The 14,027-nt window shown below is 62.5% G+C and carries 14 protein-coding genes and 1 pseudogene; 12 read left to right on the top strand and 3 right to left on the bottom strand.

Annotation, left to right across the window (positions count from 1 at the left end; all coding sequences use genetic code 11):
* Nucleotides 1–271: 271 nt before the first annotated feature.
* The 8 genes from ACZ5TB_RS09260 (at nt 272) to yihA (ending at nt 8,624) form a co-directional block, all read left to right on the top strand.
* Nucleotides 272–2,896, top strand: a complete 2,625-nt coding sequence (locus ACZ5TB_RS09260) for an Rne/Rng family ribonuclease (protein WP_464791023.1) — start codon at nt 272–274, stop codon at nt 2,894–2,896.
* 147 nt (nt 2,897–3,043) lie between these two features.
* Entirely contained in the window at nt 3,044–4,393 is a 1,350-nt protein-coding gene (locus tag ACZ5TB_RS09265) for a M48 family metalloprotease (RefSeq protein ID WP_464792521.1), read from the top strand.
* Entirely contained in the window at nt 4,390–5,160 is a 771-nt protein-coding gene (locus ACZ5TB_RS09270) for a DsbA family protein (RefSeq protein ID WP_464791024.1), read from the top strand. The genes ACZ5TB_RS09265 and ACZ5TB_RS09270 overlap by 4 nt, the downstream gene beginning before the upstream one ends.
* Nucleotides 5,161–5,463: 303 nt before the next feature.
* Nucleotides 5,464–5,598 (top strand): 50S ribosomal protein L34, encoded by a 135-nt coding sequence (rpmH, locus tag ACZ5TB_RS09275; RefSeq protein WP_013848777.1) that lies wholly within the window; start codon nt 5,464–5,466, stop codon nt 5,596–5,598.
* Between the two features lie 32 nt (nt 5,599–5,630).
* Nucleotides 5,631–6,017, top strand: a complete 387-nt coding sequence (gene rnpA / locus ACZ5TB_RS09280) for a ribonuclease P protein component (protein WP_464792522.1) — start codon at nt 5,631–5,633, stop codon at nt 6,015–6,017.
* On the top strand, nt 6,014–6,226 hold the full coding sequence (gene yidD, locus ACZ5TB_RS09285) for a membrane protein insertion efficiency factor YidD (protein WP_066526720.1): 213 nt from the start codon (nt 6,014–6,016) through the stop codon (nt 6,224–6,226). Before rnpA ends, yidD begins: the two co-directional genes overlap by 4 nt.
* Before the next feature lie 36 nt (nt 6,227–6,262).
* Nucleotides 6,263–7,963: a membrane protein insertase YidC gene (yidC, locus tag ACZ5TB_RS09290; RefSeq protein ID WP_464791025.1), complete on the top strand. Its 1,701-nt coding sequence runs from the start codon at nt 6,263–6,265 to the stop codon at nt 7,961–7,963.
* Nucleotides 7,964–7,976: 13 nt separating this feature from the next.
* A complete protein-coding gene (gene yihA, locus ACZ5TB_RS09295; protein ID WP_449474163.1) occupies nt 7,977–8,624 on the top strand; it encodes a ribosome biogenesis GTP-binding protein YihA/YsxC in 648 nt (215 codons plus the stop codon).
* Nucleotides 8,625–8,713: 89 nt separating this feature from the next.
* On the opposite strand, the gene ACZ5TB_RS09300 is transcribed toward yihA, so the two are convergent.
* Entirely contained in the window at nt 8,714–9,271 is a 558-nt protein-coding gene (locus ACZ5TB_RS09300) for a 2'-5' RNA ligase family protein (protein ID WP_464791026.1), read from the bottom strand.
* Between the two features lie 91 nt (nt 9,272–9,362).
* Between ACZ5TB_RS09300 and ACZ5TB_RS09305 the strand changes: the two are divergent.
* The 4 genes and pseudogenes from ACZ5TB_RS09305 to ACZ5TB_RS09320 all read left to right on the top strand — a co-directional run.
* Nucleotides 9,363–9,629: pseudogene (locus ACZ5TB_RS09305) on the top strand (pyridoxamine 5'-phosphate oxidase family protein); the annotation flags it as partial.
* The gene (locus ACZ5TB_RS09310) at nt 9,607–10,065 is read left to right on the top strand and encodes a DoxX family protein (protein WP_464791027.1); all 459 of its coding nucleotides are present in this window, start codon (nt 9,607–9,609) and stop codon (nt 10,063–10,065) included. The pseudogene ACZ5TB_RS09305 and the gene ACZ5TB_RS09310, both read left to right, overlap by 23 nt.
* 64 nt (nt 10,066–10,129) lie before the next feature.
* Entirely contained in the window at nt 10,130–12,178 is a 2,049-nt protein-coding gene (locus ACZ5TB_RS09315) for a carbon starvation CstA family protein (RefSeq protein ID WP_464791028.1), read from the top strand.
* Entirely contained in the window at nt 12,175–12,360 is a 186-nt protein-coding gene (locus tag ACZ5TB_RS09320; RefSeq protein ID WP_464778184.1) for a YbdD/YjiX family protein, read from the top strand. The genes ACZ5TB_RS09315 and ACZ5TB_RS09320 overlap by 4 nt, the downstream gene beginning before the upstream one ends.
* A gap of 9 nt (nt 12,361–12,369) precedes the next feature.
* Here the strand turns inward: ACZ5TB_RS09320 and ACZ5TB_RS09325 are convergent, their stop codons facing one another.
* Entirely contained in the window at nt 12,370–13,287 is a 918-nt protein-coding gene (locus ACZ5TB_RS09325; protein ID WP_464791029.1) for an XdhC family protein, read from the bottom strand.
* Nucleotides 13,288–13,338: 51 nt separating this feature from the next.
* Nucleotides 13,339–14,010 (bottom strand): S24 family peptidase, encoded by a 672-nt coding sequence (locus ACZ5TB_RS09330; protein WP_464791030.1) that lies wholly within the window; start codon nt 14,008–14,010, stop codon nt 13,339–13,341.
* Between the last annotated feature and the right edge of the window lie 17 nt (nt 14,011–14,027).

The following is a 14,027-nucleotide window of genomic DNA, read 5'->3' on the forward strand; positions in this document are numbered from 1 at the left end:
CAAGGCGCTTGAGGCCCGATGCGACGAACAGGTTGACGCTGCATGAGGCATGATTTCCATTCCACGCTGAGCCCGATAGCGGGCGATGCGGCGTGGATGGAGCGGACCGGCGATTTGCCCGGCCCTGCCGATGCAGCAGAAGCGCAGTTTTTCCTGTCAAACCGGACGATAGCAACACCCGCGCCGCTGGCGGCGCGACTGCATTCGTCCCTTCACTATCGCGTGGCAGCCCGGCCCAGTGCCGCTGGCCGCCTTCGCCGGAGAATAATAAATGACAATGCGTATGCTGATCGATGCGCGCCACCGGGAAGAGACCCGGGTCGCGGTCGTCAAAGGTAACCGGATCGAGGAGTTTGATTTCGAATCGGCCGAGCACAAGCAGCTCAAAGGCAATATCTACCTCGCCAAGGTTACCCGTGTAGAACCCTCGCTTCAGGCGGCGTTCGTCGATTATGGCGGCAACCGCCACGGCTTCCTGGCGTTCAGCGAAATCCATCCCGATTATTACCAGATTCCCCGCGAAGACCGCGAGGCGCTGCTGCGCGAAGAGCGCGAGCATGCCGAGGAAGAGGCCGCGCTGCGTGCCGATTTCGAGGATGACGAGGATCATCATGGCGACGATGGGCTGGAACTGGTCGAAGCCACCCATCATGAAGAGGATGAAGGCGAGGCCGCCGAAAGCAGCGAAGGCCCCGCAAAGGGTGGCCGCCGCAAGCGCGGTGGTGATGAAGCCGCCGACGAACTGCGCCGCAAGCGCATGGCTCTGCGCCGCCGTTACAAGATCCAGGATGTCATCAAGCGCCGTCAGGTGCTGCTGGTGCAGGTCGTCAAGGAAGAGCGCGGGAACAAGGGCGCGGCCCTTACCACCTATCTTTCGCTGGCCGGTCGCTATTGCGTGCTGATGCCGAACACGTCGCATGGCGGCGGAATTTCGCGCAAGATCAGCAACGCCGCCGACCGCAAGCGGCTGAAGACGATCGTCGCGGAGATGAACCTGCCCTCGACCATGGGCTGCATCGTCCGCACCGCCGGGCTCCAGCGTACCAAGCCGGAGATCAAGCGCGATTTCGACTATCTCGCCCGCCTGTGGGACGAGATTCGCGAAAAGACGCTGAAGTCCGAAGCGCCCGCGCTGATCCACAATGACAGCGACCTCATCAAGCGCGCGATCCGCGATATCTACAACAAGGATATCGAAGAGGTCATTGTTGAGGGCGAATATGGCTATAAGGCCGCCAAGGACTTCATGAAGCTGCTGATGCCCAGCCATGCGCGCCGGGTGCAGCAATATGCCGACGCCGTGTCGCTGTTCCAGCGGGCAGGCGTCGAGGATCAGCTTGCCGCGATGTATAATCCGGTCGTGCAGCTGAAATCGGGCGGCTATCTGGTCATCAACCCGACCGAAGCTTTGGTGTCGATCGACATCAACTCGGGTCGTTCGACGCGTGAACATGGCATCGAGCAGACCGCCGTCGCCACCAACCTGGAAGCCGCGCGCGAAATCGCTCGCCAGTTGCGCCTGCGCGACATGGCGGGTCTGGTCGTCATCGACTTTATCGACATGGAGATGAACTCCAACATCCGTAAGGTCGAGAAGGCGATGAAGGAGGCGCTGAAGGACGATCGCGCCCGTATTCAGGTCGGCCGCATCTCCGGCTTTGGCCTCATGGAAATGAGCCGCCAGCGCCTGCGCACCGGCGTGCTGGAAGCATCGACCCGCCAGTGCCCGCATTGCGAAGGCACCGGCCTTGTCCGCACGGCGTCTTCGGCGGGTCTTTCCGCGCTGCGCATGCTGGAAGAGGAAGCAGCGCGTGGTCGCGGCAACCTCGTCACCCTTCGCGCGAGCCAGGAAGCGGCCTTCTATGTCCTCAACAATAAGCGCCGCGAGTTGGACGAGATCGAGCAGCGTTATGGCGTGACGATCGCCATCCTGCCTGATGGCGAGGTCGAAGGCGCGCGCATGTCGGTGGAAGCCAGCGGCCCGCGTCCGGAACGGGTGGTGAGCTATGCTCCGATCGTCGAGGAAGAGGATGACCTCGATATCGTCGAGGAGCTGGAAGAAGAGGAAATCGAGGAAGTCGAGGCCGCTGAGCGCGAAGAGCGCGGTGACCGAGGCGAGGATCGCGAAGGCGGCCGCCGTCGTCGTCGCCGTCGCCGTCGTCGTGGCGGCCAGCGTGATGAGCATCACGCCGAAGGTGAAGCGGAAACTGCCGCTGGTTCCGGCGACGAAACTGGCGAAGAAGCCGAATCGGCTGACGAAGAAACGGAAGGACAGCCTGTCGAGGCTCATGGCGAAGGCGAAGAGGCCGGTCGCCGTCGTGGCCGTCGCGGTCGCCGTGGCGGACGCCGTCGTCGCGAGGGCGAAGCGGTTGCCGACGAGGCTGCTAGCGAAGCCGTCGAGGCTTTCGAGCCTGCCGCTGTCGAGGCTGTCGCCGAGACGGTAGCAGAAGCAGCGCCCGAAGCGCCTGCGGAGGAAGAGGCGCCCAAGACGCGCCGTCGTCCCCGTGCTCGCAAGGCAAAGGAAGCCGTAGAAGCACCCGTGGAGGCTCCCGAGGCTCCGGTCGAAGCGGCAGCCGAGGAAGCGCCTGCCAAGCCCAAGCGCACTCGCCGCAAGAAGGCAGAGGCCGCTCCCGAAGCGCCTGCCGAACCGGTCGTGAGCGTGGAACCCGAAGCCGAGGCACCCGCCAAGCCCAAGCGCACTCGCCGCAAGAAGGTTGAGGCCATTGCCCAGGACGCGGCGGAGGCTCCCGCGATCGCAGGAGCCGTGGCACCGGAAGCTGGTGCAACATCGGCAGCAGCTGGTGAGAGCGCGGTCTCGACGGCTGATGGCGAAGAGACGAACGACGACGATAGCGCACCGCGCCGTGGATGGTGGCAGCGCACCTTCGGTCAGTAAGAAGGACGTCCGCCCGATGAGCAACGCCGCTGCCCTTCCGGATTTCCGGGAAGGCGGCGGCGTTCTCGCTTCAGGCGGAGTTCATCCCCGTGCTGGCAGGGGCGCGGACATGCTGCCTTCATCCCTGATCCATGGTGATCGGCCATGATGCGCCGATGGCTGCGCACCGCCGCGATCGCAGTTGCCTCGCTGGCACTCGTTGCCCAGCCCGCGATGGCGCAACAGATTCTTCGCGACGCCGAAACCGAAGCTTTCATGGCGGACATGTCAGGACCGCTGGTCAGCGCGGCAGGGATGGAACCGCGCAATGTCCAGGTGCTGGTTCTCAACGATCCGGAAATCAACGCCTTCGTTGCAGGCGGCCAATATGTCTGGGTTCATAGCGGCCTGATCGCCGCGACCGACAATGTGAACCAGTTGCAAGGGGTCGTCGCACACGAACTTGGCCATATCGAGGGCGGCCATATCATCCGGTCATCGGAAGGCATGAAGGCCGCGACCGGCATCACCCTGCTCAGCCTGGTCCTGGGCGCCGCTGCGATTGCGGCGGGCGGCGCGGAAGCGGGCATGGGCATTTTGGGCATGGGCCAGCAGGCGGCGATGGGCAAATATCTCGCCTTTTCCCGCGCGCAGGAAAGCTCCGCCGACCTTGCGGGTGCGCGCTATTTGAGCAAGTCGGGCCTGTCGGGCAAGGGCAGCCTGGAATTCTTCAAGAAGTTGCAGAACCAGGAATATCGTCTCGCGATCCCGCAGGACGACAGCTACGGCCGCACGCATCCGCTATCCGGCGAACGCATCAATGTTCTGCGAGAAGTTTATACGGTCGATCCAGCGTGGGACAAACCTATCGACCCGAAGCTGGAAGCCCGGTTCGAGCGCATAAAGGCCAAGCTGGTCGGCTTCGTTTCCGAACCCACACAAACGCTGATCAAATATCCCGAGAGCGATCAGTCTCTCCCGGCGCATTATGCGCGCGCGTACGCCTGGCATAAAAGCGCCTATCCCGACAAAGCGATCGCCGAGGTGAACGCCCTTCTGGCGGCGCAGCCGCACGACCCGTATTTTCTGGAACTCAAGGGTCAGGTGCTGCTGGAAAGCGGAAAGCCCGCCGACGCCATCCCGCCGCTACGCGAAGCGGTGCAGCTGACGCAGCAGCCCTTGATCGCCACGATGCTGGGTCATGCGCTCATCGCGACGGAAGATGACCGGAATTTCGTGGAAGCCGAACAGGTATTGCGCAACGCCGTAGCGCGCGATCGGGAAAACCCCTTTGCCTGGTATCAGCTCGGCGTCGTTTATGAACGGCGGGGCGACACGCCTCGCGCGGCGCTGGCCACGGCGGAACGCTATGCATTGATGGGCGACGATCAGATGGCGCTGCGCAGCGCTGACGCGGCCATGCAGGGATTGAGGCCGGGCACGGTTGACTATCTGCGGGCACAGGATATCGCCATGGTGTCCCGCGCAGCCGTCGAGCAGAAGCGAAAGAAGAAATGACCGAAACCTCTCGACCCGGCATTCGCGCCGCCCTTTCCAACAGGACCATTCAGATGACGATTGGCGCCCTCGCCTTCATCGCCGCCACTGCCGCTGGCGCGGCTCTGGGCATGCAGAGTAGCGGCAGCGTCGCCGCCGGAGACAAGGCCGCGATCGAGAAGATCGTGCGCGACTATATTCTGGAGCATCCCGAGATCATTCCCGAGGCGGTCGAACGGCTGCAGGCTAAACGCGTGTCGGACAGCATCGGCGAAAGTCGCAAGGCGATCGAAACGCCCTATGCGGGCGCGTGGGAAGGCGCGGCCAATGGCGATGTCACGGTGGTCGAATTCTTCGATTACGCATGCGGCTATTGCCGCGCATCCCTGCCCGACCTCGCCAAGCTGGTGGGCGAGGACAAGGGGGTGAAGGTCGTCTATCGTGAATTGCCGATCCTGTCCGACGAGAGCGCAGATGCGGCCAAGGTGTCGTTGCTGGCGGCTGAGAAGGGCCAGTATATGCCTTTCCACCGCGCGCTGTATGCGAGCGGGAAGGTCACGCGAGACACTATATTGGGCGCTGCCGCCAAGGTCGGCATAGACGGAAAGGCTGCGGAGGCGGCCATGGCCAACAGCAAATATGATGGCGAAATCCAGTCGAACATCGCGCTGGCGCAAAAGCTGCGCGCCACGGGTACGCCGACCTTTGTGGTGGGTGATCAGGTGTTGAATGGTGCAGTGGGCTATGACGCGCTGAAGCAAGCGGTTTCGGTGGCGCGGGCGAAGTAATCACAGACCTGTTTCCCTCTCCCCTTCAGGGGTCGGCCAGAGGCACGTGACTCTGGCCGAGGTGCCGAGCGTAGCGAAGGCGGGAGAGGGGAACGCACAGCACATCCGTTGCTCCCCTCTCCCTAACCCTCTCCCCTGAAGGGGAGAGGGAATAAAACTGCTGATGCCACACCCACCCACCCCCTCCTCCGCCATTGACTCATCTACAGCTTTTGCCTATCGGACGCCCCCTGACATGCGGCCGCCCATCGCGGCCCTTTTTTGTCACGCCCGATTTTGACGTTTTGCTTTGAGGAATGAACGATGAAGCGCACCTATCAGCCGAGCAATCTGGTTCGGAAGCGCCGTCACGGTTTCCGCGCTCGCATGGCGACCCCCGGCGGCCGCAATGTGATCCGCGCCCGCCGTTCGCGGGGCCGCAAGAGCCTGAGCGCCTGAACGACGCGCCGCCGGATCGCGCGCCAGCCATGATGAGGCGGCGCGCTGATTTCCTGGCGGCGAATCGTGGGCGGCGCGCGCCGATGCCGGGCTTTGTCCTGCTGGTGCGCGAACGTGGCGATGGCGATCCGGCGATGCGTATCGGCATCACGGTTACGAAAAAGATTGGCGGCGCTGTCATCCGCAACCGGATGAAGCGCCGTTTTCGCGTCTTGGCGCGGGATTTGTTGCCCATCCACGGAATCGTGGGCGCCGACCATGTGCTGATCGGCCGTTCCGAAGGCATAGAGCGCGACTTTGCCTTGCTCCGCTCGGAACTGGAAAAGGCCCTGGGTAAGGTGATGAGCCGCCCTGCTGGCACCCATCGAGGGCCTTCGCGAAAGAAACCTTCCCGCGAACAGGGCGCTCAAGAGCAATGATTGCTCGCTTACTCATCCTGATCGCGCGCTTCTGGCAACTCGGCCCGTCGCGCATATTGCCCCCCAGCTGCCGCTATGCGCCGTCCTGTTCGCAATATGCCATAGAGGCCATCCGCAAATATGGTGCGGTGAAGGGTAGCTGGCTCGCCACGAAGCGGCTAATGCGATGCCACCCTTGGGGCGGTTCGGGCTACGACCCGGTCCCCTGATACGAATTTTCACAAGACACGGCGGAGCCGACAAGCGTGGACGACAAGAAGAATATTATTCTGGCGGTGCTACTGACCGCAGCGATCCTGTTCGGCTGGCCCTATATCGCCCAGCATTTCTTCCCGGCCGCCAACCCACCCGCGACCAAGATCGAAGGCGGCAAGACCACGCCGGTGGTGCAGGGATCAAGCCCGGTAGCGAGCAGTCCGTCCGCGATTCGCGATCGCGCGCAGGTTTTGAAGGATAGCCCCCGTGTCGCGATCCGCACACCGAAGCTGACCGGCTCCATCAATCTGAAGGGCGCGCGTATCGACGATATCGTGCTGCCCACCTATGGCGAAACGATTGCGAAAAATTCGCCTGCGATACGGCTCTATAGCCCTTCGGGCACGAAGGACGCCTTTTTTGCCGGGTTCGGATGGCAGGGCGAGGGACTTAAGGCCCCTGACGCGAACACCGTCTGGACCGCCGATGCCAAGGAGTTGACGCCGACCAGCCCTGTGACCCTGCGGTGGGACAATGGTGCGGGCCAGGCTTTCGAAATCCGCCTGTCGGTCGATGAGAATTACATGATCACCGCGCAGCAGAAGGTCGCGAACAGCGGCACAGGCGTGGTGGGGGTGAAGCCCTATGGTTACATCAACCGCACGGGCATCCCCAATGATCCGGACACCTGGACCATCCATATCGGCCCGATGGGCGTGTTCAACGGCGCTGCCAATTATGACGTGAATTACAAGGATCTCGACGAGGGTCCTTCCTCGCAGAGCTTCCAATCGACCGGTGGCTGGCTGGGCTTCACCGACAAATATTGGCTGTCGGCGCTGGTCCCCGACCAGAAGGCCGCTTTTGAAGGCCAGTTCCGCAAGGGCGCAGGCACACAATATCAGGCCGATTACAGTCTTGCGCCGACGATGCTCGCGCCGGGCAAAGCCATCACTCAAACCACTCGCCTGTTCGTGGGCGCGAAGGAAGTGAAGACGCTCGAAGCCTATCAGGACGCGGGCATTCCGCTGTTCGACCGGGCGATCGACTGGGGCTGGTTCTACTGGTTCGAAAAGCCGATCTTCGCGCTGCTGCATTGGCTGTTCGAACATATCGGCAATTTCGGCGTGGCGATCATCTGCCTGACCTTCGTGGTCCGCGCGCTGATGTTCCCGGTCGCCCAGCGTCAGTTCGCCAGCATGGCGGCTATGCGCGCGGTGCAGCCGAAGATGAAGGCGCTGCAGGACAAGTATAAGGACGACAAGCCCAAGCTGCAGCAGGAGATGATGGAGCTCTACAAGCGCGAGAAGGTCAATCCGCTCGCCGGCTGCCTGCCCATCTTCATCCAGATCCCGATCTTCTTTGCGCTGTACAAGGTGTTGCAGCTGACGATCGAAATGCGCCACCAGCCGTTTGTGCTGTGGATCAAGGATCTGTCCGCGCCCGATCCGCTGCATATCCTGAACCTGTTCGGCCTACTGCCCTTCACCCCGCCGTCCTTCCTGGCGATCGGCGTGCTGGCGCTGCTGCTGGGCATTTCGATGTGGCTGCAGTTCAAGCTGAATCCGGCTCAGATGGACCCGATGCAGCAGCAGATCTTCTCAATCATGCCGTGGATGATGATGTTCATCATGGCACCGTTCGCGGCGGGCCTGCTGGTTTACTGGATCACCAACAACTGCCTGTCGATGCTGCAGCAGTGGTGGCTCTACAAGCGCCACCCCGTGCTGAACGCGGCTCCGGCGAAATAAGGCGGATATCCCAGTGAACGAGCAGGAACAGGCAGAACTGATCGAGGAAGCACGCAAGGTGTTCGCCGGGCCGATCACCTTCCTTAAGTCAGCACCGGATTTGAAGTTCCTGCCCGACATGTCGGTCAATGAAGTGGCATTTGCGGGCCGATCGAACGTTGGCAAATCGTCCCTGCTGAACGCGCTGACGGGCCGCAACGGGCTTGCCCGCACGTCGAACACACCGGGACGGACGCAGGAACTGAACTTTTTCGATGTCGGCGACCCGCTGCGTTTTCGCCTCGTCGACATGCCGGGTTATGGCTATGCGCGCGCGCCCAAGGATATGGTGCGCCAGTGGCGCTTCCTTGTGAACGACTATCTACGCGGGCGGGCGAAACTGAAGCGCGCACTCGTGCTGATCGACAGTCGCCATGGCATCAAGGATGTCGATAACGAGATTTTCGACATGCTCGACGCGGCGGCCGTCAGTTATCGTATCGTCCTGACCAAGGCGGACAAGGTAAAGGCCAGCCACCTCGCCGAAGTGATCCAGGCGACCGGCGATGCCGTTCGGAAACGCCCTGCCGCCCATCCGGAGATTATCCCGACCTCAAGTGAAAAGGGCATGGGCATAGCGGAGCTTCGGGCAGCCGTTTTGGCGAGCGTTACTGAAGGATGATGGGTCTCCGTTAAAGCGGAGCAGCAGGCGCTGCCCCTCCTTCGGCTTATGCTTTAGCTATCACTTTCCCCAAACAGCCAAGGCCGGGGTCAGAACAACTCATACTGCCCGTCTCCTTTGAGCGTCCAAGTACCGAGAATATCGTGCCGAGTGCGGCCTACATGGCTGCAAACCAGGACAAACTGGTCGAGCGACCAAAGGAAGCCGTCGATTGCTTGCTGCGCCGGAGGGCCATCCCTGTAGAATAGCGTCTGGTGCGGGCTGAAGGTCCAGCCGGGGCGCAAGGCCACACCCGCCCCCCGCATTGCGTCGATGATCGACTTTTGTAATTGATTGAGCAGCGGCACAGATCGGGAAGGGCGGAGAGCAGCGGAGCGGTTGCTGAGGCTCAGCCGGTCGAGCTTCAAGTCAAAAGGTTCAGCATCGATCGCAGTTCCTGCCCGCAACAATGCCTTGATCACCGCATAGGGATATTCGACATAGTCGGCGGTCACGGCGAGCGTCACATGATGATGCTCCGGCCGGATGCGGCGCTCCCCGCCGCCCAGTGTCTCGGCAAAATGATCCGTCTGGCGCGCGATGATGGGCGATGGTTTCAGCGCGAAAAAGAGACGATATTTGGTGTCGGCGCGCATGTCATGGCGCATGGCTGATCCTTTCGAGTCGATATGTTCACTATATGTTCCTATAGTGCTGATAGCGAGTCTCGGGAGCCGATCCGCCATTCGGACGTTGGGCATGGTCCAAGATATCGAGCGCGACCCGAAGGTTGGCTTGGCCTTTCAGGGCTCGGCCGGGTTGTTGAAACAGCGGCCGCTATTCGTGGCGATAGAAGGGTGCGCCGATCTTGTCCGTGACAAGGGGGCGTTCAAGGCGCATTGGAACAGCGACCTTGACCGCTGGTTCGGCGAAGGCATCGACACGCCGGGGCTGGTGATGATCAAGGTCAGCGCGGAACGGGCGCATTATTGGGATGGAGAGGATGAAGGGGAGGTCCAGCGCTGATCTTGACGAAAGGGCGGGCAAGCGAGATCGCGTCAGGACGGCGTCACGCTGGATATTGTCCTTATTTTATCTGATCGCGGGCGTGGCCCATCTGACCCGGCCAGGCGGCTTCATAGCCATCACGCCATATTGGGTGCCCCACCCCGCTGACATCATCGCGCTGACCGGCGTGGCGGAAATAGCGGGGGCTGCGGGATTGCATATCCCTAGACTGCGTAAGGCCGCCGGTATCGGCCTTGCGCTTTACGCGCTGTGCGTGTGGCCAGCCAATCTGAACCATGCGCTCAACGATATTCCATTGAACGGCGTGCATTTGAGCTGGTGGTATCATGGCCCGCGCCTGCTGTTGCAGCCGGTGATCATATGGTGCGCCTTGTGGTCCAGCATGGCGGTCGAATGGCCGTTCGGGCGGAAACATGACGTCCCATATCAATGATTGTCTTTGAAATGCGCGGCCCTACTGTGGCGCCCGCCTTCCACGAACGAAGATAGAGAGAGTGATGACCCGGCACATCCCCTGGATCCTGACGGCCATAGTCGGGGCGATCGCCTTGTCAGTGGTTGCGATATCCCGGGGCGAGGCGGTCAATGCGCTCTGGATCGTCGTGGCGGCGGTCAGCAGCTTCCTGGTCGCTTATCGCTATTATGCGCTCTACATCGCCCGCCATGTGATGCGGCTCGATCCTGCACGGCCCACGCCCGCGCTAAGGCGAGCGGACGGGCTTGATTATGTCGCAACCGACCGCGTGGTCCTGTTCGGCCATCATTTTGCAGCGATCGCGGGCGCCGGGCCTCTGGTGGGGCCGGTCCTCGCCGCGCAGATGGGGTATCTGCCCGGCACTATCTGGATCATCGCGGGCGTGGTGCTGGCAGGCGCTGTGCAGGATTTCATGGTCCTGTTCATTTCCATGCGCCGCGACGGCAAGTCGCTGGGCGAACTGATCCGCATGGAAATGGGGCAGGCCGCAGGGACGATTGCGCTGTTTGGCGCCTTCATGATCATGGTGATCATCCTGGCCGTGCTGGCGCTGATCGTCGTGAAGGCGCTGGCGGAAAGCCCGTGGGGCATGTTCACCGTTGCCGCCACGGTGCCGCTCGCGCTGCTGATGGGCGCCTACACGCGCTGGATACGGCCGGGGCGGATTGGCGAGGTGTCACTGATCGGTCTCATCGGCCTGCTGGCGGCGATCATATATGGACAATCCATTGCGCAATCGCCGCTATGGGGGCCGGTCTTCACCTTCACGCCGGTGCAATTGTGCTGGATCCTGATCGGCTATGGCGCAGTGGCATCGGTGCTGCCGGTGTGGCTGCTGCTGGCGCCGCGCGATTATCTGTCGACCTTTCTCAAGATCGGCGCCATCGCCGCGCTTGCCATCGGCATCGTCATCATGGCGCCACCGCTCAAAATGCACGCCGTGACGCAGTTCGTAAACGGCAATGGCCCGGTCTGGTCGGGCGGACTCTTCCCCTTCCTGTTCATCACCATCGCCTGTGGGGCCGTGTCGGGATTTCACGCCCTGATCGCCAGCGGCACGACACCCAAGCTGATCGCGAGCGAGAACGACGCGCCGCTGATCGGCTATGGTGCGATGTTGATGGAGGCGTTCGTCGCGATCATGGCGCTGGTGGGTGCGTCGATCCTCGATCCGGGGATATATTTCACGATGAACAGTCCGGCGGCGGTGATTGGGACCGATCCATCGAGCGCGGCCGCCGCAGTCACCGCGATGGGCTTTCCCATCACCCCGGACCTGATCGCGCAAACCGCCAGGGATGTGGGCGAACATACCATCATTTCACGCACCGGCGGCGCGCCCACGTTGGCCGTAGCCATGGCGGAAACCTTTTCCCATGTGATCGGCGGGCCTGCGATGAAGGCCTTCTGGTATCATTTCGCCATATTGTTTGAGGCGCTGTTCATCCTGACGGCGGTTGACGCAGGCACGCGCGCGGGCCGTTTCATGTTGCAGGACCTGATCGGGCTGGCCGTGCCGCGCTTCAAGGATACAGCGGGCGTCGTGCCGGGGCTGGTGGCCACGGCGCTGACGGTTTCGGCCTGGGGCTTCTTCCTTTATCAGGGCGTCACGGACCCGCTGGGCGGCGTCAACACGCTATGGCCGGTGTTCGGCATTTCCAACCAGATGCTGGCGGCGATCGCGTTGATGCTGGCGACGGCAGTATTGTTCCGGATGAAGCGGAACCGCTATGCTTGGGTGACGATGATCCCGACCGCCTGGCTGCTGGTCTGCACATTGTCGGCCGGACTGCTGAAGCTGTTTTCGGCCGACGCGAAGGTCGGCTTCCTGGCGCATGCGGCGAAATTCTCGGCAGCGGCGAATGAGGGCAAGTTGCTCAGCCCTGCCAAGTCGATGGCGGAAATGGAGCAGATCATCTTCAACGACCGGGTGGACGCCGGACTGGTCGCCATCTTCCTGATGGTGGTGCTTTCGCTGCTGTTCTTCACGGTCCGCACCTGCCTTGCCGCGCGGCGGGCCGATGCGCCGACGGCGCGCGAAATCCCCGCGTCTCTGGTGCCAGCGGAATGATCGGCTTGTTCGACAGGATGCGCCGGATGGCGATGATGATGGTCGGTGTGCCCGATTATGAGGGCTATGCCCGCCATATGCACATGCACCACCCCGGCGAGCCGGTCATGACGCCCACCGAGTTTTTCCGGGATCGGCAGGAGGCGCGCTATGGCGGGAAGAATGGTGGCAAATGCTGTTGAAGGCGGCGGTCAACTGCGGGCGTTGAAGCCTGCGATCATTCCAGCTGCGATGGACAGGGCGATCTCAGCCGCGCCAACCGCGCCGATATCGAGCCCAGCCGGACCATCAATGCGCGCAATCTGCTCTGCGGAAAAGCCCATTGCCGACAGGCGCTCAAGCCGCGCAGCATGGCTCTTTCGCGATCCCAGCGCCGCAACATAGCCGGTCGGCGCGCGCAGGGCAGCGGCCAAAGCCGGATCGTCAATCTTGATATCATGGCTGAGCGTCACGATTGCCGTCGCTTCACCCGGACGGCGCGCCGCGATCGCCTCATCGGGCCAGCGATCGTCCAACTCGACGCCGGGAAAACGCTCCTCCGTCAGGAAGCGGCCACGCGGATCGATCACCACGGGTCTGACGCCCATGGCCTGGGCAAGTGCGCACAAGGACTGGGCGATCTGCACCGCGCCCACAATCAGCAACTGGCGCGGCGGATCGTAACGGTTGTGGAACTGGCCCTCGATCACTGCTTCACGGGTGATGCCTGTACCAAGGTCGGTGGAAAGGGTGAGAGATCGCCCCTCATCACGGGCCTGCGCAATCCGGTCGAACAGCGCAGGCGCGAAGCTCCCCTCTTCCACCGGCTGGACCAGCACGCTGATCTCGCCTCCGCAGGGAAGGCCCACCGCCCAGGCATCGCCATCAGCCACGCCATAGCGTTCAAGGTGCGCCGGACGGCCCGCAATGACCTCCTCCGCGCGTTGCAGGACGTCGGCCTCAACGCAGCCGCCTGAAATGCTGCCTTCGAATCGGCCGTCGCGATGGACGATCATGTGGCTGCCGCGCGGCCGGGGGGCCGATCCCCATGTCGATACGACCGTTGCCAGCGCCATGGACGCGCCACGCCACTCGATCGCCTTGCGTATCACTGCGTCATTGTCGTTCAATCCCGGCCTCCTTGCCCATCGCACATAGGAGGTCGCCGATGCGTCGCCAAGCTAGACCAGCCGCCGCCCCGTCCACACGACCCGGCCGACGATCGCCACCAGTGATGGGTCGATGTCCACCCAATCGGGATAATGGACATTGTCGCTGCGCACACTGAACAGTCCTCTACGTGGCCCCATCGCGATACGCTTCACCATCAGCACGCCGTCCAGCCGCAGCACATATACCCCGTCGCGCAGCCGCACCGCGTCATCATCATGGTCGACCATGATCTCGTCACCATCATTGAGCGTCGGCGCCATCGATTCGCCATCCACCCGGATGATGGAGACCCTTTGAGGCTTCACACCCAGATGGCGCAACCAATTCGCATCGAAAGCCATGACACCCGCCGCCCGCTCATCCTCGTCAAGCGAACCGGGTCCGGCCGACGCGCCGAGCGACAGGCGCGGTACAGGCACCACTGCGGGCAAAGGCCGCGATTTCCTTTCCACCGGGGCTTGGCGCGTCGGCCCACCCAGCAGGTCTTCGGCAACGCCAAAATAGCGGGCCAGCACCCGCCGGTCCTCCTCATCCAGCTTGCGGGGCGTGCCGCGCTTGATGAACTGCTGAACATAGGCCGGGTTACGCTTCAGCAGGCGGGAAAGGTCGGCATAATTCTCCCCCCGCTCGGCAATCAGCCGTTCCAGCACCACGCGCGGATCTTCTCCATTACCGACCATGATTCATCCATAATGAT

The sequence above is a fragment of the Sphingobium sp. TomTYG74 genome (assembly GCF_055393875.1).